Raw genomic sequence first — 20848 nt, 5'->3', positions numbered from 1 at the left:
TTGTTCACAGCCATGAATCGCCACGGGCCAGAACCTGCGAACTCCTCCGCCACATCGGATGTGACCGCCGACATCACCCAGGACGCCGTTGTCATCGTCCCGGGCATCATGGGCAGTGAGCTCTACGACACCGTCACTCAGAAGACCATCTGGGGCTTATCCGGCGTGTCGTGGCTCTTGAAGGCATGGACACGGCCCAAGGGCCTCGAGCCGCTGCGCCTGACTCCGGAGGAACTGGAAGGCAAGACCACCCGGATCAAGCCCACTCAGCTGATGCGCCACTCATCCTGGACTCCCTACCTCCAGGGGTTCGAGCCCTACACCAACCTGATCAATGCGGTCCAAGGCTGCGTCGCCGATTCGGCCGCCGTCCTGGAGTTCGCCTACGACTGGCGCCTGCCTGTCGCCGTCAACGGCCACCTGTTGGCCGAGGCCGCCCGCCGCCACCTGACCGCCTGGCGATTGCATCCTGCCCACGACGCCGCTCGGCGCAACCGTGTGGACGAACGTCCGGCACGCCTCGTCTTCGTCGCTCATTCCATGGGAGGCCTCGTCACCCGGGCCGCCCTCGATGCCCCGTACGACGGCGCTCTGGCCGACGACACGCGCGCCGTACTCACCCTTGGTACGCCCTTCTACGGTGCGGTGAAGGCAGCCGCGATCCTCAACACCGGGCGCGGTGCCCCAGTCCCGCTCCCGCACCGGCAACTGCAATCCATCTCAGCCACCATGCCAGGCCTTCATGACCTTCTTCCGCAGTACGCCTGCCTCATCGACGGGAACGATGTCCGTCGCCTCACCCCCAGCGATGTGACAGGCATCGGAGGTAATGCCGAACTCGCCCAGGCAGCAGTCGAGTTCCAAGAAAAGCAGGCGAACGTCAGGTTGCCCGGGCACTGGGCGGTGGCCGGCACAAATCAGGCCACCATGCAAAGTCTCACGATCCGCGACGGCGTGGTTTACCCGCATCAGCACGGAGCTCGCCAGCACACCAGTGGTGACTTCATCCGCGACTCGCGCGGCGGCCTGAGGTTCTATGACGTCAAGGGCGACGGCACCGTATACAAGGATTCCGCAGCCGTCGGACCCGCTGTCACACCACTTCCGCTACAGCATGGAGCCGTCGCCTCCGATCGCGTCGCGCTCAAGGCCGTAGCGGAAATACTGCGGGACGACGAACACTTGGGCCCGCCTCAGGGCGCCCCCGGCTGCGGACTGGACGTTCCCGATCTGGTAGAAGTCGGAACCGTTTGGAGTATCACGCTCAGCGGCGTGGATTCCTTGGCTGGTCTCCGGTGCGAAATAGCCGACGTTGCCGGTCAGAACCCGCAGGTCATCAAAGCAGGCTGGGGTGACGGGCAGATCAAGGCCAGGACCACCGTGAATGTTCCGGGCTTGTACCGCGTCACCGTTCGCACCATTGACGGCCACACCATCACCCAACTTGTCCTGGCCAGTGAAGCCGGAGCCACGAGGGAAGTGGAATAGGAGCCAGCCTCGCGAATCAACGTGGGTACCCGATCTCCTGGGTGCGCACTCCGTGGGCAACCAGTTCTGGTCTAATTCTCCGCCGCCCGCGCAAGTAGCGAGATTGCCGACGAAGAGCATGGTGCGCTTCCTCGGCGGTCTTGCCTTTTGCGCTGCGAGGTACAAGCAGAGTCGTTGGACCGGGGCCGTTCTCGGCCCGTGAGGCTGTGCCGGTCCCGGCTGCGATCCCGTTGCGACGGGAAAGGGCCGTGGCTTGACTGCCAGTCTGGACCCACGTACGACACCATCGTTCACCGTCTTCCGGGTGAAGCATTGAGTGTGCGAGGAAGCCTTCGAGCCGACAAGAACGTGCAAGGCTTCACGCCTCTACGGGTCACTTCCAGAAGGCCGACTGGCATGTTCCCGAGAACGCGCCCTGACCTGCAGCGATCAGCTGATCGTTTCCGAATCGACGGGCGTGCGTTCCGGAGCTATCTCCTGGCCACTCGCTGACCTGCGGCGACGGAGTTTTCTACAAGCCCCACGAAGGCGCGGGATTGTGGCCGTGAAGGCCACAGGCGTCAGCGTACCGGATCTGGTGGGGCGGGGTGCGGGGGTCAGGACACCGGCAGGCGGGTGAAGCGGGCAGCGACGTGCAGGTCCTCCTCGATGCGGTTCGCCGTGGCCCGTAGCCGGGGCAGGATGTCCTGCTCGCACTCCTCGACCGTGTGGCGGGCCGCGTGCATGGCCACGTTCAGGGCGGCGACCGCTCGGCCCGTGCGGTCGCGGACCGGGACCGCGATGGAGCGCAGGCCCTCTTCGAGTTCCTCGTCGACCAGGGCGTGGCCCTGGGAGCGGATCTCGGTGAGGAGGCGGGTGAGGGCCTCCGGGTCGGTCAGGGTGTGCGGGGTGAGCGGTTGCAGGGGGAGGGGGAGGCGGCGGTCGGCCGGGGGCAGGTCTGCCAGCAGGACGCGGCCCATCGACGTCGCGTATGCCGGCAGTCGCGTGCCCACGGTGATGTTCACGCTCATGATGCGGGTGGTGGCGACCCGGGCCGTGTACTGGATGTCGTCACCCGACAGCACGGCCAGGGACGTCGACTCGTGGACCCGCTGGGCCAGTTCGGCCATGTGCGGGGCCGCGATCTCGGGGAGGGAGGTGCGGGAAAGGGGCGGGAAGCCGAGTGACAGGACGCGTGGGGTCAGTTCGAAGGTGCGGTCCTGGGCGTGGACCAGGCCCAGGTGCTCGTAGGTGATCAGTGCCCGGCGGGCCGTCGCCCGCGCCAGGCCCGTCGCCTTTGCCACCTCCGTCAGCGTCAGGGCGGCGCGGCCCTCGCCGAAGGCCGTCAGGACCGTCAGACCGCGGGCCAGGGACTCGACGAACTCCCTGCCCAGTTCCTGCTTCGACGCGCCGGTCCAGGTCGCCAGGCCCGAGGGTGCGGCGGCCGGCTGAGCGGGTGGCACCTCGCGCAGGTCGTCCTCCATCGCCCGGACGGCAGCCCGCAGCCGGGGGAGCAGGGTGTCGCGCAGGTCCGCCGCGGTGTGCCGGCTGGTGTGGCTCACCACGCTCGCCGCGCAGGCGATGCGTCCGGTACGGGGATCCCGTACGGGCACGGAGACGGCGACCAGGCCCGGTTCGATCAGCTGGTCGTCCAACGCCCAGCCGTCCGCGGCCGATTCGGCGGCCCGGTGCTCGAAGTCCTCGTCGGGGGAATGTCGTTGGAGCGGGGGTACGGCCGGGAAGCCGAACCCCTCCGGGTCTGCCGCCCTGCGCTTGCGCCATTCCCGCCACTCGTCCTTGGTCCACTCCGTCGCGAACAGCGAACCCGGTGCGGTGCGTTCGGCCGGCAGCAGGTCGCCGATGCGGAAGCTCAGGGACATCGCGCGGCGGCGGGTGGCCTGGTGGATGAAGCGGATGCCGTCGCGGTCGGCGACCGCCAGGGACACGGATTCGTCCAGCTCGTCGGCGAGTGCGTCGGCCCTTGCGTCCAGCAGTTCGGGCAGGCGCAGGGCGGACAGGTAGGCGTTGCCCAGTTCCATCAGGCGGGGGGTGAGGATCACGTCCCGGCCGTCGAGGCGGACGTATCCCATCCGGGCGAGGGTGGCGGTGATCCGGTCGACCGTGGAGCGGGCGAGGCCCGTGGCCCGCTCCAGTCCGCTCGGGCTCAGCACCCCGCCGGCCTCGGTCAGCCGTTGCAGCACGGCGACCCCACGGATGAGCGGCGCGACCGCCTCGGCCGGTACGGCGGGGGAGCCGGCCGGTACGGCGGGCGAAGCGGCGTCGGTGTCCATCGTGGGCTTCGCGGGCATCGGGTCTCCGGTACGGCGGTCGGGGCACGCCTACCGTAATGCGGAGACCTGTCACCTTCACTCCGGGCCGCTCACCGCCGGGTCACCAGCACCCGGTAGCTTCGGGAGCCGCCGGACCCGGCCGCCCCCGTCACCGCGATCCGGATCCCCCTCTTCGGGTCCTTGAAGACCTCGCCCGGTGTGAAGGGGGCGTCCGAGAGTTCCGCGTGGACGTTGGGGCTGCGGGTGCAGCCGCCGCTGTCGCGCCGGGAGTCGTACACCGTCACCGGTCCCATGCCCGTCTCCACGTCCGCGTCGACCTTGTAGATCAGCACGCCCGGCCGGCACACGGCCTCGTCGTTGCCCGCGCGGACGCGCACCTCCACGGCGTATCCGGTGCGGCGGCTGAACGGCACGAAGACCATCTTCGGGCCGCCCGCGCGCTCCAGCGGGGTCAGCGTGTACTGCGTGGTGCCGTGCCGCGAGGTGCAGTTGACCTGGGACGGGTCCAGCCAGCCGAGCTTCCACTTGTGCCAGCCGAGCAGGTCGTTGTTGGCGCCCCAGTCCTCGCTCATGATGTCCCAGTGCCCGACCGCGCCGCCGCCCTGCTGGGTGTAGAGGTCGGGCAGGCCGAAGACATGGCCGTTCTCGTGCGGCAGCACCCGGTAGCCGGTCCTGCCGTAGGAGCCGGAGCCGTCGTCCTGGCGGGAGTAGACGAAGGACGCGTTGGCGACGGGGACGCCGTCGGCGATCGGTGCCTCCGTGTTGCCGGCGAAGGTCACCGACAGGACCGTGTCCAGGGCGGACGGGCCGGCGTTCGGTGTCATCAGCACGTTCAGGAAGTCGTAGTTCTGGAAGTCCACCTTGGGGTCGGCGGCGCTCACGATGTCCTGGACGAGGTCGCGGTAGCCGGAGTCGAAGGGAGCGCCGCGTTCTATGCGGTACGCCTTGAACGGTTTCGGCATGCGCAGCCAGTGCGGGATGGGGGTCTCGGGGCGGTAGTCGAGGCGGCCGTAGGAGGCGGTGCTGAACCACTGCCGGGTCTTGGGGAAGAACTCGTGGAAGCGGTCGAGCGCATTGCCGGGGCCGGGTGCGTCGGAGAAGTCGACCATCAGGGTAAGGGCGCGGACGGTGCCCGTGGAGCGGGAGTAGCCGGCGCCGGTGGGTACGCCCTCCGACAACTGGATGGCGTGACCGCCCCTGATCATGCAAGGGTCGAGCACGGTGCTGCGGGCCGGCGCGACCGGGCCCGCCCCGGCCGTCGTGGAGCGCGCCGTCAGATGTCCGGTGCCGGCCGAGGTGCTGACCGCGAAGGTCAGGACGGTCACGGACGCGAGGGCGGCCGCGCGGCGCGGACGTATCCGACGGCTCGGTGGCATGCACGGGCCCCTTCGTCCATGGCAGCCGTCGGCATCGGACTGCGCCCTTTCGATCACCCTGATTCGGGGGCTGCGCGGGCGCGCGCTGGAGGAGCCCGAACGTGGGGTTTCGGCGAAAGGGCGGTGTGACTCAGGTCACATTAAATCTCTCTGTCAACCTGAAATAACCGGGGAGCGTCTCCCCGTTTAGTCAGGTGTCCAAGCGAAACGGGGAACACATCCCCGGATCGCAAGCACCAGTCATCGAGGAGCACGCCGTGACGGCCACGACGACCACGAAGCCCGCGCAGCGCAAGGTGACGCGGCCACGTGCCGACGCCCTGCGCAACCGGGAGCGGATCGTCGCCGCCGCGCGGGAGATGTTCACCGAGTTCGGCCCGGATGTGCCGCTCGACGAGATCGCCCGTCGGGCCGGCGTGGGCAATGCCACGGTGTACCGCAACTTCCCCGACCGCGACGCACTCGTCCGCGAGGTCGTCTGCTCCGTCATGGACCGTATGTCCGAGGCGGCCGAGCATGCGCTCGCGCAGAACGGGGACGCCTTCGAGGCGCTCGAGCACTTCGTGCACAGCGCCGCCGACGAGCGGATCAGCGCGCTGTGCCCGATGGTCCAGAGCACCTTCGACCAGAACCATCCCGACCTCGAAGCGGCCCGTGAGCGCGTCGAGCAGATCGTCGAGGACGTCATGGACCGCGCCAAGGCGGCCGGCCAGCTACGCCCCGACGTCGCCGTCGGGGACCTGATGATCGTCGTCTCCCAGCTCAGCCGGCCCCCGGCCGGCACCGACTGCCTCAGCAACGACCGCTTCGTACACCGCCATCTGCAGCTGTTCCTGGACGGACTGCGGGCCCCGGCCCGATCGGTCCTGCCGGGCGCGCCCGTGACCGTGGAGGATCTGCGCCGGCCCTGCGATTAGTTCCGCACCCCAAGCCAGTCACTACACCCGACACCGACTCACCGGCCGTCGCCGGAAGCCCGTAGACGAGCCGTCCCCGTAAGACAGCCTTTTTTCCGTCACGAAGTCCCGAAGTGGGTACATCCATGTCTGCAACAGCCTCAAAGGCTCCAGGCGCCGTCGAGAACACGGGCGACGCCAATCGCTGGAAAGCGCTCGTCTTCATAGCGCTCGCCCAGCTGATGGTCGTGCTGGACGCGACCATCGTGAACATCGCCCTGCCGTCCGCCCAGACCGACCTGGGCATCTCGGACGGCAACCGGCAGTGGGTCGTCACGGCCTACGCCCTCGCCTTCGGCGGTCTGCTCCTGTTCGGCGGCCGGATCGCCGACCTGTGGGGCCGCAAGCGCGCCTTCGTCGTGGGTCTCGTCGGCTTCGCCGCCGCCTCCGCGCTCGGCGGTGCGGCGACCACCGGCGCCATGATGTTCGGCGCCCGCGCCCTCCAGGGCGTCTTCGGTGCCCTGCTCGCGCCCGCCGCGCTCTCCCTGCTCGCCGTAATGTTCACGGACGCCAAGGAGCGCGCCAAGGCGTTCGGTATCTACGGTGCGATCGCCGGTGGCGGCGGCGCCGTCGGCTTCATCCTCGGCGGCGTGCTCACCGAGTACATGGACTGGCGCTGGACGTTCTTCGTCAACATCCCGTTCGCCATCGTGGCCGCGCTGGGCGCGTACTTCGTCATCCGTGAGCCGGAGGGCGGCCGCAACCGCAACCCGCTCGACATCCCGGGCGTCCTGCTCTCCACCCTCGGCCTGGTCTCGCTCGTCTACGGCTTCACCCGCGCCGAGTCCGACGGCTGGGGCGACACCACGACCATCTCCCTGTTCGTCGCGTCGGCCGTCCTGCTGATCGCCTTCGTCATCACCGAGGCCAAGGTCAAGGCCCCGCTGCTGCCCCTGCGCGTGGTCACCGACCGCAACCGCGGCGGCATCTACCTCTCCCTCGGCATCGCCATCATCGCGATGTTCGGCACGTTCCTCTTCCTGACCTACTACCTGCAGGTCATCAAGGGCTACTCGCCGATCAAGACGGGCTTCGCCTTCCTGCCCATGATCGCGGGCATGATGGTCGGCTCGACCCAGATCGGCACCCGCCTGATGACCCGGGTCCCGGCCCGGCTGCTGATGGGCCCCGGCTTCGTGGTCGCCGCGGGCGGCATGCTCCTGCTGACCCAGCTGGAGATCGGCTCGTCGTACGCCTCGACGATCCTGCCTTCGATGATGCTGCTCGGTCTCGGCATGGGTACGGCGTTCATGCCGGCCATGTCCCTGGCCACCCTGGGCGTCGAGCCCCGGGACGCCGGTGTCGCCTCCGCGATGGTCAACACCTCGCAGCAGGTGGGCGGCGCGATCGGTACGGCCCTGCTGAACACGATCGCCGCGTCCGCGACGACCGCGTACATCAAGGACCACATCGCCGGCGCGACCTCCAAGTCGCAGGCGCAGCTGGTCCAGATGCAGGGCGCGGTGCACGGCTACACCAACGCCATCTGGTTCGCCGTCGGCATGCTGGTGCTCGCCGCCGCGATCGTCGTGACCCTCGTCAACGCCGGCACCCCCGGCTCGACCACGGTGACCGGCTCCGAGGAGGGCGTCGAGGACGAGCTGGCCGTCCCGGTGGTCGCCCACTGACGGCGACCGTCCGGCCGTACCCCTTCGGAATTCGGAACCATCCGTACGCGAGAGGAAGGGGACGCCTCCCGCGTACGGCTCCGGGAACTGCCCTGGCCCTGCTGAGTGAGCGGCTCAGCGGAGCCAGGGCAGGTCCGCGCCCGCATCGCTGGGCTGGAGGCCCTCGGCGACGATCTGCATGATCTCGCCGAGGGTCTCCTGCTGTTCGGGGGTGAGCCGCTCGAACACGGCCTGCCGTACGGCCGTCACATGGCCCGGCGCGGTCCGCCCCAGCACCTCGGCGCCCTGGTCCGTCAGCACCGCGAACTGCCCCCGCTTGTCGGAGGGACAGTCCTCGCGCCGCACCCAGCCGTTCTTCTCCAGGCGCGCGATCGCGTGCGAGAGACGGGAACGGGTGATCTTCGACTTCATGGCCAGCTCGGTCATCCGCAGCCGTCGGCGCGGGGCCTCGGCGAGCCCGACCAGCAGCCCGTAGTAGATGTGCGGCATGCCCGCGTCCCGCTGGAGCTGGCGGTCGAGATGGTCCTCGAGGAGCGTGGTGGCGTGCAGGTAGGAGCGCCAGATGCGCTGCTCGTCGTCGGTGAGCCAGCGGGGTTCTTCGGTGGCTGCTTCCTGGGCGGGGGCGGATGCGGGTGCCGTATTCATGTATCCACTGTACGAGAGCTCTCCTTGAACATTAAACAAATGGGGCGTATGCTCTGAAGCAGGGAGTTTGAGAATTCAAGCATTGGGAGTCACCGTCATGTCCGCCGCCACCCAGGAGCGCATGCCCGCCCTCTACCTCAGCCACGGCGCCCCACCGCTCGCGGACGACCCGATCTGGCCCGGCGAACTCGCCGCCTGGTCCGCCGGTCTGCCCCGCCCCAAGGCGATCCTCATGGTCTCCGCCCACTGGGAGGAGGCCCCCCTCGCACTGGGCGCGGTGGAGACGATCCCGCTCGTCTACGACTTCTGGGGCTTCCCCGAGCACTACTACCGGGTGACGTACGAGGCCCCGGGCGCGCCCGAACTCGCGCAGTCGATACGGAAGTTGCTGCGCGCCCCGGGCATGCCCGTGCAGGACATCCCGGACCGCGGCCTCGACCACGGTGCCTATGTCCCGCTCGTCGAGATGTTCCCGGCCGCCGACATCCCGGTCCTGCAGATCTCGATGCCGACCCTCGACCCGGTGAAGCTGATGGAGATCGGCCGCAGGCTCGCGCCGCTGCGCGAGGAGGGCGTGCTGATCGTCGGCTCCGGCTTCTTCACCCACAACCTGGCCGCGCTGCGGCACACGGGCGGGGGAGTGCCGAGCTGGTCCTCGGAGTTCGACGACTGGGGCCGGCGGGCGCTGGAGGCCCGGGACTGGGACGGCCTGCTGGACTTCCTCCACAAGGCCCCGGCCGGCCGCTACGCCCACCCGCGCACCGAGCACTTCGCCCCGCTGTTCGTGACCATGGGCGCGGCGGACGTCACCGGCGAGCTGGACGCGCAGAAGTCGGTGATCGACGGCTTCTGGATGGGGATGGCGAAGCGGTCGGTGCAGTTCGGCTGACCTACAGGTCCTTCTCGTACCAGGCCACGTCCCAGTAGCGGCCGAACTTCCGGCCCACCTCCCGGTATGTGCCGACGTACCGGAACCCGAAGCGTTCATGCAGCCGCGTGGACGCTTCGTTGGGCTGTGCGATGCCCGCGTAGGCGCGGTGCAGGTCCTCGTCGGCCAGGGCCTCGAAGAGGGCCTTGTAGAGCAGCGTGCCGATGCCGCGGCGGCCCGCGTGCGGGGCGAGGTAGACCGTCGTCTCCACCGAGGTCCCGTACGCGGGCTTGGCGCGATAAGGGCTGGATGTGGCGTAGCCCAGAATTTCCTGTGTGTCCGCATCCGCGGCAACCATCAGGCGGTGCGGGCCGTCTTCAGGGTGGGAGAGCAGCCAAGGGCGGCGCTCTTCCGGAGTGAAGGCCGCGGTATCGAATGTGATGGGCGTCTCACGTACGTAGTGGTTGTAGATGTCGGTGAGGGCTTCGAGGTCCCCCTCAACTCCCGGCCTGACCTGCACCTCTGTACGTCCCGACGGCATCGGTCCTCCTCACGTGGCCGGACAGGGTACTGCAAGATCAGAAAAATCGGGGGGCGGGTTGGGAATTCTGTCCGGATTCCAGTCGTTGTTTCCATCGGATGCAGGGCACCCGACCAAGGTGCTGAGCGGCACTCGAAGTCGAGTGCCGGGCGTCTGAAGGACCACCCGCCAGCCCACCATCGCAAGGGAGCACGCATGGCAACCCGTGCCGTCGCCCGTCGTAAGTCCGCCACCGGCGAGACGGCCGACGCGGCAAGCAGTGTTCGCGCCCGCGCCGGCGAGATCGCCGACCGTGACCTGGTCGGCATGTACCTCGACGAGATCGCGCGTACACCGCTGCTCGACGCCGCCAAGGAGGTCGAGCTGTCACAGATGATCGAGGCGGGTGTGTTCGCGCGACAGGTCCTCGACGGGTACGAGGAGTCCAGGGCGGAAGCCTCCCGCGAGGAGCTCGAGGCCCTGGTCGCCGACAGCGAGCGGGCCAAGGACATCTTCATCCGCTCCAACCTCCGCCTGGTCGTGGCCGTGGCGCGCCGATACCCCCGTAGCGGTCTGCCCCTGCTCGACCTGATCCAGGAGGGCAACGCCGGCCTGGTGCGCGCGGTCGAGAAGTTCGACTACCGCAAGGGCTTCAAGTTCTCGACGTACGCGACCTGGTGGATCCGTCAGGCGATCACCCGCTCGATAGCGGACCAGTCGCGCACCATCCGCCTGCCCGTCCACCTGGTGGAGGAGCTGGGCCGGATCCGCCGTGTGCAGCGGGAGTTCAACCGCGAGCACGGCCGCGAGCCGGAGCCCGCGGAGATCGCCGCCGAGCTCGGCTCCAACCCGGACCGCGTGATCGACGTCCTGGACTGGGCCCGCGACCCGGTCTCGCTCAACATGGCGGTGGACGACGACGGCGACACCCAGTTCGGCGACCTGCTCGAGGACACCTCCGCGGTCTCCCCCGAGCAGTCCGTCCTCACCCTGCTCCGCAGCGAGGAACTCGACCACCTCATCGGCCGCCTCGACCCGCGCACGGCGTCCATCATCAAGATGCGCTACGGCATCGACGACGGCCGCGAGCGCACCCTGACGGAGGTCGGCAAGGAGCACGGTCTGACCCGCGAGCGGATCCGGCAGATCGAGAAGCACGCCCTGCTGGAGCTGAAGAAGCTGGCACGGGACACGGGCTTCGAGGCGGCGGCCTGAGCGACGGCGACAGGGGCGCGTGCGGCACTCGGTGAGCGCCGGGTGGCGTACGACGCCCTTGGCCGCGCACGCCCGGTGGCGAAAGACCGCGCAAACATGGCGGTCTAACGCCGCTTCAACCGTCAGATCACAGGGAACAAGACTTCAGGGCACAGGAGTTCGGCTTCGTGCCACCCCCTGAGCCATTGGGAACCACAGGACCAAGTCCCGACGCACATCCCCCCCGGCGCCGGGACTCTCCCTGAGCCGGGCTTCGGCGCCCCTCCCCCCGGGCGCCGGGGCCCGGTTCTCTCTTGGGCATGCTGATGGGCGGGGCACCCCGGACCTGAACCCCGGGGTGGCCCGCCGGATGGCAGATTGTGCCACAGCGGCATACCCTGCCGGGTGTGAGCAGCCCCACCCCCGCATCGAACCCCCGTGCTTCCTCCGCGCCGGCGCAGGCCTCCCTCACCGAACGGCGCAAGGCAGCGACCCGTATGGAGATCGCCCGCGCGGCGGCGGGACTGTTCGTGAAACAGGGCCTGCGCGCCACCCGCGCCGAGGACATCGCCCAGGCCGCCGGCATCGCCCCGCGCACCTTCTACCGCTACTTCGCGACGAAGGAGGAGGCCGTGGCCCCGCTCTACGAGGCGGGCGGCCGGCGCTGGACGGAGGCGGTCGCCGCCGCCCCCGCAGAGCTGTCCCTCCCGCAGGCCCTGGAACACGCGGTGCGGCACACGCTGACGCCGGGCGCCGGGGTCTCCGCGGCCTCCTGGGAACTGGTCCGCACCCTCATCCGCCTCACCGACACCAGCCCGGCGCTGGGAAAGGTGTGGGCGGAGGTGTGCCGGACATCGGAGGGGGCGCTGGCGGATGTGCTGGCTGAGCGGAGCCGCGGGCCCCTCGACAACGTTGGCAGGGGGGCCGGGGCGGGCCCCGAGAGCTCCTCCGCGGTGCGGTTCGCTGCGGCCGTCGCTGCCTCGGCTGTGCGTGTGGCCGTCGAGAGTTGGGCGGCCGACACGGGCCCGGCGAGTGGGCCCAAGGGCCCGGCGGCACTGGCGCTGCGGAATTTGGCTGCGCTGCGGGGTTTTCCTTGGGCGGAGCTTGTGGGGGCTTGAGCGCACTCCCGTCTGCTCGTCCGTTGTGGCTGGTCGCGCCCACGCGGCGGAGCCGCATATTTAACACAGCCCCGCGCCCCTTTGGGGCGCGTCACTCGCCCCCGGCTCGTACGAGCCGCTCGCCCAACTCCCGTACGGACTCCATCAGTTCGGGCGGCTGCCGGACCGTGAACTCGAAGCCCAGTAGGGCCAGCCGTACCGCCAGCCAGTCCGCTGCGTCCGCGGTTCGGCCGCGTAGTCGGCAGGAAGCCTCGTCGATCGGCTCCGGTGTGCCCAGCCAGGACGGAACGCGGGTTGCGACGGCCTGAGCGGGGGCGGTGAACGTGACCTCGAAGTCGTACGACTCCTGATGCCGTTGCATCGAACGGCGCAGATACTCCGCCGCGCTTCCCGTCGGCAGCTCCCGCGGAGCGAACCGTGCGCCGGTTGCGAAGGGCTCGCTTACCCGGTCGACGCGGAAGGTGCGCCAGTCGGCGCGATCGAGGTCGTAGGCGACGAGGTACCAGCGACGCCCGGTCGAGACGAGCCGGTACGGCTCCGTCAGGCGCCGCGACTCGGTGCCGTCCCCGGCGCGGTAGGCGAACCGCAGCCGCTCGCGTCCGGCCACCGTGGACGCCATGACGGTCAGTGTCTCGGGCGCGATGCTCGCCCCGTCCCCGCTGGCCAGCGGTGTGGTCGCGGCCTGCAGGGTGGAGACGCGGTGGCGCAGGCGGGAGGGCAGCACCTGTTCCAGCTTGGCCAGGGCCCGTACGGACGCCTCGTCCACGCCCTCGAGCGCGTGCCCGGCACCGGCTCGCAGGCCGACCGCGATCGCCACCGCCTCCTCGTCGTCGAGCACGAGCGGCGGCATCGCCTTGCCCGCGACCAGCCGGTAGCCGCCCTCGGCACCCAGGGTCGCCTGCACGGGATAGCCGAGCTCGCGCAGCCGGTCGATGTCCCGCCGTACCGTGCGCCGCGACACGCCCAGCCGCTCGGCGAGCTCGCCGCCGGGCCATTCGCGGGGAGTCTGGAGGAGGGAGAGGAGTTGGAGGAGTCGGGCCGGGGTGTCCGTCGTCATGGTTCGAGGATGCCGCAGAACTAGGACACGATCTGACCTAGTAGGGGTCTAGCTTCTGGGTATGACCTCCACCGAGATCCCTTCCGATCCTTCCGTGGGCACCCCGGGTGCTCAGCCCGCCGCAGGCGACCGCAGGCGCTGGCTCGCCCTCGCCATCGTGATGACCGCGGCCTTCATGGACCTCGTCGACGTCACGATCGTCAACATCGCCATCCCGTCGATCGAGCGGGACGCCGGCGCCTCCGTCAGCCAGATCCAGTGGATCACTGCGGGCTACGCCCTCGCTTTCGCCGCGGGCCTGATCACCGGCGGACGCCTCGGCGACATCCACGGCCGCAAGCGGCTGTTCCTCATCGGCATCGGCGGCTTCACCCTGGCGTCGGCGCTGTGCGGTTTCGCCGCGAACCCCGAGATGCTGGTCGCCTCCCGGATCCTGCAGGGCGGTATGGCGGCGATGATGGTGCCGCAGGTCCTGTCGATCGTGCACGCCACCTTCCCGGCGCACGAGCGGGGCAAGGTGTTCGGCCTGTTCGGCGCGATCGTGGGGCTCGGGGCCGTCTCGGGCCCGCTGCTCGGTGCACTGCTGACGGAGTGGAACCTGTGGGGTCTTCAGTGGCGGCCGATCTTCCTCATCAACCTGCCCGTCGGCATTGCGGGCCTGCTGCTCGGCAGCCGCTTCATCACCGAGTCGAAGGCCCCGCGGGCGCTGAAGCTGGACCTGGTCGGGGTCGCCCTCGTCACCCTCGGTCTGACGATGCTGCTCTACCCGCTGACCCGCGGCCGTGAGCTGGGCTGGCCGCTGTGGGGGTACGTCTCCATGGCCGGCGCGCTCGTCGTCTTCGCGGTGCTGGTGGCGTACGAGAGGCGGAAGGCCGTGCGGGACGGATCTCCGCTGGTCGAACTCTCCCTGTTCCGGGTGAAGAGCTTCGCGGCCGGTATCGCCGTACAGACCGTGTTCGGGATCGCGCTCGGGGTGTTCTTCCTGGTGTGGACGCTGTACATGCAGACCGGCCTGGGCTGGAGCCCGCTGCGGGCGGGCCTGACCGGTGTGCCGTTCTCGATCGCCGTCTCGACGGCGGCCGGCCTGTCCGTGCAGCAGCTGGTGCCGCGCTTCGGCCGCAAGGTGCTCCAGGCGGGCGCGCTGCTCATGGCTGCGGGCGTCCTGCTCTACATCTGGGAGTCCGGCCGCTACGGCCTTGCCATCGCCTCCTGGCAGATGGCGCTGCCCCTGATCGTGATGGGCGTCGGTATGGGCCTGATCGTCGCCCCGCTGACGGACGCGGTGCTGTCGGACGTGCCGCGCGAGCACGCCGGCTCGGCGTCGGGGCTCATCAACACCGTGCAGCAGATGGGGAACGCGCTGGGGCTCGGGCTGGTGTCGGTGGTGTTCTTCGGAGAGATCGGGGATCGGCTGACGCGGTCCCAGGTGGGGCCGGCGTTCGTGAACGCATTTCAGCATGCGCTGGGGTGGGTCGCCGGGGTCATGGGAGTGATCTTCTTGTTGATGTTCGCGCTGCCGGTGCGGTCTGGTGCGCGGGCGGCGGAGGAGGGCGCCGGTGACGGGTACCCGGAGCGTGTGCAGGAGGCTTCTGCGGGCGAGGAGGAGCTGGTTACTGTCCGCTGAAACACTCCCCTGCCCGAACTCCCATCGGGACAGGGGGTTGTTTTTTGTGCCACACTTGTCTATCCTGCGCGGGCGACCGGTCCACGCGTCGTAGAAACCGGGAAGCAACGGGGCGTCATGGCATCGAGGAATCAGGCCACTCCATCCGAGGCGGCGGCATCGGAAACGGCATGGTCGAGCTGGCTTCCCGACCTCTCGGGTATCTCTCTCGGGGAGCTCACCGCCCTCGACAGCGCGGCCCTGGAATCCTCGGTCAAGCAACTGCGCCGCTGCGTCAACCAGCCACTTTCCACCGTCGGTGGCAGCCAGGGAAGCTAGGACCTGTTCCGGTCCGCGCCGTTATCGGCAACGCGCCCTCCTCACCGACTGCGACCGATTAAGGTGCACCGCACGTCACTCCCGGCCGGGAACGAGGAAATCGTGCCGATGCACCACCACCAGCTCTCCGCGTCCGTACTGCGGGCCTTGACGGCCACCACCGAGGACGAGGCGGCCGTCTCCGTGCTCCTCGACGTCGAGTGCAGCCGTCGCCTTCTGCTCATGCGCGCGATCCTGGACGCCTGCGCCGAGATCCCCGACGCGGACACCGCCCAGGTCCGCGAGGCGTGGCAGCTGCTGGACACCGCCCAGAACCTCGACCCCGCCGCCTTCCGGACCGTCCTGCTGGACCCGCAGGTCGGCCTGTGGGCGGCATCCCTCTTCCGGCGGCTGTCCCGGGTGGAGCCGGATGCCGCCGAGGAAGCGACGCCGCTGTGGGTGGATCTCGGCTTCCTGGGCCAGTTCGCGGCAGCCGTGGCCGTCATGGCGGGGACCCCCTTCCGGGCTCTGGTGCCGATGCGGAACGGGACCGTGGTCCTCCCCTGCCTGGGCCGTGCGCGCCTGGACACCGCCGAGGCCTGGGCCGCCGCCGAGGTCCGGACGGGCGACGGGGTGGTGCGGATCGTCGGGGGCGACACGGCAGTGACACTGCCCGAAGACCCCGAACAGGACGCACCGGGCTGGGAAGGGCTGCGCCGGGTGCGCTCCTCGGCCGGGGGGATGTCCCTCGTCCTCGCCGTCGACGACCTCGGCCCGTACCCCGCGGTGAGCGGGCTCGCCGCCTCCCGGCGGCTGTCACCTGCGCAACTGGCCGACTGGCAGCGCCGGATCTCGGCCGTATGGCCGCTGCTGGTGGCCGACCACCGGGCCGATGCCCGCGCGCTGTCGGCCGGGCTGCTGTCCTTGGTCCCCCTGCCCCGCAGGGAACGCCTGCGGACCCGCACCGCCTCGTCCAGCGACGCCTTCGGCTGCGTCCTGCTGTCCGACCCGGACGAGGACACGGAGGTGCTGCCGGCCCAACTGGGCGTGGCCCTCGTCCACGAGTTCCGGCACACCCTGCTGAACGGCCTCATCTTCCTCATGCCGCTGTTCGAGGAGTGCGGCGACCTGTTCTACGCCCCCTGGCGGGACGACCCGCGCCCGCTCGGCGGACTGGTGCACGGGGCTTACGCCTTTTCGGGGGTCGCTCGCTTCTGGCGTGCGCGCAGGGGAGAAAGGCTCGCGGACTTCGAGTTTGCGCTGTGGCGCGACGCCCTGGACCAGGTGCTCATCACCCTGCGCGAGCACCCGCTGCTGACCCCGCAGGGGCGCCGGCTCTGCGAGGCGCTCACCGAACAGACCACGCCCTGGCGCGACGAGCCGGTGGGGGAACGCGAGCAGTCCCTCGCCCGTATGGCGTCCCTCCACCATAGTGCGACCTGGCGCGCCCACCACCTGCACACACCGGCGGAGTTCGGGCGGGCGCTGGCCCGGGAATGGGAGCACGGCCGCCCCGCAGGCGACGGATCGGGCCTCCCGCTCGCCGGTCACGCGCCCGAGCCCGAACTGCGTCCGGACCGCGGCGCGTGCAGGCTGGACACCTTCGCCCTGCTGGCCCGCCTCAGCATCATCGCCCCAGGGGAGTTCGAGGAGCTGCTCGGCGAGGACGACCCCGCCTCCCGCGTCACCGGATCGGGTTCCGCCGATGTGGCGCTGGTGGCCGGTGACGCGGAGACCGCGGTGAAGCTGTACGCCGAGGAACTGGCCGTCGCCGGTGCGCGGCCCGCCGCTTGGGCCGGACTCGGGCTGGCGCTGACCGCGACCGGGCAGCGGGAGGCCGGGGCCGCCCTGACCCGCCACCCCGAACTCGCCGTCGCCGTCAGCCGGTCGCTGCCTCAGCCGCCGGACCCGGTCGCCCTCGCGCACTGGCTGGCGCGTTAGCCCCCGCTCCCGGCCCGTTCCACGGACCGGCCCCCTCTACAGCGGCATGGGGTCGATGTCGCAGTCGGCCCGGTGTTCCCAGTCGGCGGCCTGCGCCACTGCGGGGTGGCTGCTGCCCAGTTTGCGGCTGAGGCGTTCCTGAGCGTCGGTCTGGAGGGTGTCGGCCTCCTCGGCATGCCCCAGGAAGCGCAGGTCCATGGCGAGGTTGGCGGCGCAGGCGAGGGTGGAGGGGTGGTCGTCGTCGAAGACCTCGCGGGAGCGGCGGAGCGTTTCGGCGTCCAGCTCCCGGGCGGTGGCGGCGTCACCGAGGGCGTAGTGATCGCTCGCCAGGTTGGTGCGGCACACCAGCGTGGACGGATGCATCTCCCCCAGGCTCGCCATGAACCCGTCCAGCACCAGCGAGTTGATGTACTGGGAGGCCGGGGCGTTGCCCAGCAGACGGTAGGTGATGGCCAGGTTCAACGCCGCCGACAGGGCGTGCGGGTGATGCTTGCCGTACGTCTTCTCGTACTGCTCGCAGATGTCGGTACCCAGTCGCAGCGCCTCCGTGAGGTCGCCGCTGTGGCGCAGATGCACCGTCAACTCCAGGGTGGCGGCCATGGATTCCGGGTTGCGAGTGCCGTGCCGGTGAATGATGTCGGTGCGAGCCTGCTCCGCCTTGGCAATCGCCTCCTGGTGCTCACCGGCCTTGCGGAGGGCCACCGCGAGATGCCGGAAGCAGGAGAGGCTGAGCGGGTTGTCGCTGCCCAGCAGGGAGTTGGACCGCTCGACGATCTCCCGGTGGTACGTCAGGGCGACCGCATAGCCCCCCAGTTCCCGGATGTCGAGGATGTAGCCGAGCCAGGTGCTCAGCGTCGTCACATGGTCCTGGCCGTAGATCTCGGTGTAGCCGCTCCAGGTCTGCTGGTCGAGGTCGCGGGCGCGGGCGAAGTCGCCGACCAGGCGCAGGCTGACGCCGAGGTTGTGGGCGGCGCGCAGGGTTTCGGGGTCGTCGGGGCCGAGGAGGCGCAGGTACTGCTGGTGGACCGACTCGGACAGCGCGAGCGCGTCGCCGAACGCCCCCCGCACCCGGTGGTCGATGGCGACGTTGCCGAGCGCGTCGATGGTGTCCTGCGCCTCCGGGCCCATGGAGCGCCGGTAGGCCTCCAGGACGGCCGAGTTGAGCTCGGCGGCCTCCGGGTACCTGCCCATGGTGAACAGCAGGAACCCGAGCCAGCGGGCGATCTGCAGGGTCTGCGGGTGGTCCCGGCCCAGGGTCTGCGCCCACGTCTCGTGCGCCGACCGGGCGAGTTCGACACCTGACTCGTAGTCGCCCCAGCGGAGCAGATAGATCACCTCGTTCACCACGAGGTTGCGCACCCAGCTCTCCTCCGACTTGACCGTCTCCGAGACCAGGACGTGCGGGTAGAGGGAGCCGTAACGCTCCCAGCGCAGGATGTTGTTGGGGTCGTTCGGGTCGCTCGCCGCCAGCAGGAGATGGGCGCCGCGCCGCATGCCGGCCCGGTCCTCCTCGGTCATCCGGTACAGCAGTGCGGCCTGCACCAGGCGGTGCATCTGGAGAGAGTTGTTGCGGTGGTTGAAGCGGGCCAGCGAGTAGCGGCCGATCTCGCGTATCACCTGGCCCAGGCGGATCGGATCCTCCAGTGCCGCGTCCAGTTCGGGCGCGATGGAGCCGCGAGGCATGCGGGCGAAGAGGGTGCGGGCGATGGGCTCGGGGGCGTAGAAGGAGCAGACCTGGAGCAGTTGGTAGGCGGCCGGGTTCTTGGTCTCGAGCTGGTCCAGCGAGATGTTCCAGGCCGCAATCACCGGGTGCTGGTTGTCCAGGGGCGCGGTGCCGCGCAGCAGATCGACGCGCTTCTCGTTCAGCAGGCGCAGATACTCGTCGACGAGCATGCCGGTCTCGGCGTGCCAGGCGGCCGCCTGCTCGATGGCCAGCGGCAGGTCGCCGAGCGCCTCCGCGAGCCGGTCGGCGTCCTCGTCGCTGATCTCCGGCCCGCGCACCCGCAGGAGCTGCTTGCTCTCCTCCCGCATGAAGACGTCGACCTCCAACGGCCGTGCAATGGAGGCCCATTGGGGGTTCCGGGAGGTGATGAGGATGTTGCCGGGGCCGCCGGCCGGGAAGAACGCCTGTACGGCCTCCGGACTTTCGGCGTTGTCGAAGACCAACAGCCAGTTGGAGTACGGCTTTCCGACGCGCAGCGCCTCCAGGACCGTGGCGACCGTGGAGGAGGCGTCGCTGCCCGCGGTGAGGCCGAGGCGCGGGGCGAGCTCGACGAGCGAGAGGGAGATCTGCGCGGTGCGCTCGGCGGAGATCCACCACACGACGTCGTACTCGGTCATCCTCCGGTAGAGGTACTCGACGGCGAGCAGGCTCTTTCCCACGCCACCCATACCGTGCAGGGCGTGCGGCAGGACGGCCGTCGCCTTCTCCCGCAGAAGCCGCTCGTGCAGCTTCTCGAGGAGTTCCTCGCGGCCGGTGAAGTTCGGGTTCCTGGGCGGGATGTTTCCCCAGACGGTGGGCGTGTTCCGGGTGCGCTCGGTGCCCGCCGGGGCCTGCTGCGGCATCGCCGGCCTCCAATTCCCCTGATGCGTCGGGCGGTCTGCGTCGCCCGCGGCGCGGGCGACGGCTTGGCTGAGTGTCGGCAGTGCGGTGGTGCCTTTTTGCGGTGCGGTTTGCCTCAGGTCGTGGTGGGCCGCGAGCGCGGCGTCCACCTGTCGCGCCGGGTTCAGGAACGGCCCGGACAGGGCGTGGAGCACGGCGCTCTCCGCCATGAGCCACGGCCCGGACTCCTCCGTGACCGGCGGGAGTTCGGGTACGGCGGCCCCGCTGAGCAGTCGGGGCAGTCGCCACAAGTGTTCCCCGCCCGCTCCGCGGCGATCCCCCACCAGTTCGACAACTCGTACCAGGTCGGTACGCCGCCCGGCGGCGAGCAGTTCCTCGCGCATGCTCGGCTCGAACTCGTATGCCGGGCGCGCGCTGTCTGCCGGGCGGACCAGGCCGTGGACCAGTAGCTGGGCGAAGTCGGCGAGCGAGCAGTCGGACAGCAGCCGGTCCAGTACCTGGCGGACCAGCGGCGGCGTCAGCGGGACCGTGGCGAGCAGGGTGGCGAGGGTGAACACGTCCTTGGTGACCGAGGACCGGAAGCGCGCCACCCGGGCCGCGGCGCCCGGCGGCGGCCCCGGGTCACCGGCGGGCTCGGGCACTCCGGCGCGCGGGAACATCACGGTCAGCGGCAGCCAGGCCGGCGGCGCGGCGCACAGCAGCCCCGACCAGGCCTCCAGCCAGCGCGGGGACAGTTCCAGCACGGGGATCGGTACGTCCGGATGGTGCGCCGAGGGCCGTTCGTGCACGTCGGGGCCGAGACCGCGGGCCTGCCAGCGCAGCCGGTGGTTGGGGGAGCCGGGGGCCGGGCACTGCAGCAGCACCTGCCAGCCGCGCAGCCCCGTCGCCGGCCACACCGCGTGCGGCAGCACATGGATGAGCGCGACCGGGCCCGCCTGGCCCCAGCGACGCAGCAACGGCTCCACGGTGTGCGTCCGCCAGCGAGGTCCGGCCCCGTCCGTCAGCAGCAGCGTCAGCCGTCCGCCGGCGCCATGCTGCGGCAGCGTCGCCGGGTCCGTGCTGCGCCCGTACGGCAGCCGGTGCACCGTGATCCGGCCGAACCCGCCGGTCCCGCGCAGCACACCGGTGAACTCCCGCACCGTCTCCTGCCAGACGTCCATCGTCGGCCCGGAGTCGACGACCACAGCCACGTCCCACCCCCGCCGCCCGCCCGCCCGCCGCAACGCAGCCGCGGCCCTCCCCAGTGGCCCGGCAAGCCCGTCGTGGAGCTCAGGCCAGAAGCCGGTCACGGGCGGGTCCGGGG

The 20848-nt window shown here is 70.3% G+C and carries 14 protein-coding genes; 8 read left to right on the top strand and 6 right to left on the bottom strand.

Annotated elements, in window-relative coordinates:
• The first annotated feature begins 60 nt into the window (after positions 1 to 60).
• Positions 61 to 1488, top strand: coding sequence for an esterase/lipase family protein (locus ACFY10_RS19670; RefSeq protein ID WP_390666413.1), 1428 nt, complete (start codon positions 61 to 63; stop codon positions 1486 to 1488).
• 596 nt (positions 1489 to 2084) lie between these two features.
• On the opposite strand, the gene ACFY10_RS19665 is transcribed toward ACFY10_RS19670, so the two are convergent.
• Both ACFY10_RS19665 and ACFY10_RS19660 read right to left on the bottom strand, forming a co-directional pair.
• Positions 2085 to 3776: an IclR family transcriptional regulator C-terminal domain-containing protein gene (locus ACFY10_RS19665; RefSeq protein WP_390666412.1), complete on the bottom strand. Its 1692-nt coding sequence runs from the start codon at positions 3774 to 3776 to the stop codon at positions 2085 to 2087.
• A gap of 71 nt (positions 3777 to 3847) precedes the next feature.
• The gene (locus ACFY10_RS19660) at positions 3848 to 5134 is read right to left on the bottom strand and encodes a M6 family metalloprotease domain-containing protein (RefSeq protein WP_390666411.1); all 1287 of its coding nucleotides are present in this window, start codon (positions 5132 to 5134) and stop codon (positions 3848 to 3850) included.
• A gap of 257 nt (positions 5135 to 5391) precedes the next feature.
• Here ACFY10_RS19660 and ACFY10_RS19655 point away from each other — a divergent pair, with 257 nt between their 5' ends.
• Both ACFY10_RS19655 and ACFY10_RS19650 read left to right on the top strand, forming a co-directional pair.
• Positions 5392 to 6051: a TetR/AcrR family transcriptional regulator gene (locus ACFY10_RS19655; protein ID WP_390666410.1), complete on the top strand. Its 660-nt coding sequence runs from the start codon at positions 5392 to 5394 to the stop codon at positions 6049 to 6051.
• A 125-nt stretch (positions 6052 to 6176) separates the two neighbouring features.
• On the top strand, positions 6177 to 7718 hold the full coding sequence (locus tag ACFY10_RS19650; RefSeq protein WP_390666409.1) for an MFS transporter: 1542 nt from the start codon (positions 6177 to 6179) through the stop codon (positions 7716 to 7718).
• Positions 7719 to 7832: 114 nt separating this feature from the next.
• Here the strand turns inward: ACFY10_RS19650 and ACFY10_RS19645 are convergent, their stop codons facing one another.
• On the bottom strand, positions 7833 to 8363 hold the full coding sequence (locus tag ACFY10_RS19645) for a MarR family winged helix-turn-helix transcriptional regulator (protein WP_390666408.1): 531 nt from the start codon (positions 8361 to 8363) through the stop codon (positions 7833 to 7835).
• 97 nt (positions 8364 to 8460) lie between these two features.
• Between ACFY10_RS19645 and ACFY10_RS19640 the strand changes: the two genes are divergently transcribed.
• Entirely contained in the window at positions 8461 to 9252 is a 792-nt protein-coding gene (locus ACFY10_RS19640) for a dioxygenase (protein ID WP_390666407.1), read from the top strand.
• Between the two features lies 1 nt (position 9253).
• Here ACFY10_RS19640 and ACFY10_RS19635 read toward each other — a convergent pair whose 3' ends face one another.
• Positions 9254 to 9772, bottom strand: a complete 519-nt coding sequence (locus tag ACFY10_RS19635; protein WP_390666406.1) for a GNAT family N-acetyltransferase — start codon at positions 9770 to 9772, stop codon at positions 9254 to 9256.
• A gap of 195 nt (positions 9773 to 9967) precedes the next feature.
• Between ACFY10_RS19635 and ACFY10_RS19630 the strand changes: the two genes are divergently transcribed.
• Complete coding sequence (locus ACFY10_RS19630) at positions 9968 to 10966, top strand: RNA polymerase sigma factor RpoD/SigA (protein ID WP_390666405.1); 999 nt, start codon at positions 9968 to 9970, stop codon at positions 10964 to 10966.
• Between the two features lie 476 nt (positions 10967 to 11442).
• Positions 11443 to 12063 carry a TetR/AcrR family transcriptional regulator gene (locus tag ACFY10_RS19625; RefSeq protein ID WP_390666739.1) on the top strand — a complete coding sequence of 207 codons (621 nt, stop codon included), beginning with the start codon at positions 11443 to 11445 and terminating at the stop codon, positions 12061 to 12063.
• Positions 12064 to 12154: 91 nt separating this feature from the next.
• Here the strand turns inward: ACFY10_RS19625 and ACFY10_RS19620 are convergent, their stop codons facing one another.
• Entirely contained in the window at positions 12155 to 13120 is a 966-nt protein-coding gene (locus ACFY10_RS19620) for a helix-turn-helix transcriptional regulator (protein ID WP_390666404.1), read from the bottom strand.
• Positions 13121 to 13181: 61 nt separating this feature from the next.
• Between ACFY10_RS19620 and ACFY10_RS19615 the strand changes: the two genes are divergently transcribed.
• Complete coding sequence (locus ACFY10_RS19615; RefSeq protein ID WP_390666403.1) at positions 13182 to 14744, top strand: MFS transporter; 1563 nt, start codon at positions 13182 to 13184, stop codon at positions 14742 to 14744.
• A 426-nt stretch (positions 14745 to 15170) separates the two neighbouring features.
• Positions 15171 to 16982, top strand: coding sequence for an HEXXH motif domain-containing protein (locus ACFY10_RS19610; RefSeq protein WP_390666402.1), 1812 nt, complete (start codon positions 15171 to 15173; stop codon positions 16980 to 16982).
• Between the two features lie 36 nt (positions 16983 to 17018).
• Here ACFY10_RS19610 and fxsT read toward each other — a convergent pair whose 3' ends face one another.
• Positions 17019 to 20834 carry an FxSxx-COOH system tetratricopeptide repeat protein gene (fxsT, locus tag ACFY10_RS19605; RefSeq protein ID WP_390666401.1) on the bottom strand — a complete coding sequence of 1272 codons (3816 nt, stop codon included), beginning with the start codon at positions 20832 to 20834 and terminating at the stop codon, positions 17019 to 17021.
• Positions 20835 to 20848: the final 14 nt, after the last annotated feature.

It is taken from the genome of Streptomyces sp. NPDC001401 (assembly GCF_042895385.1).
Lineage (GTDB): Bacteria > Actinomycetota > Actinomycetes > Streptomycetales > Streptomycetaceae > Streptomyces.
This window is presented reverse-complemented; position numbering and strand designations above follow the sequence as displayed.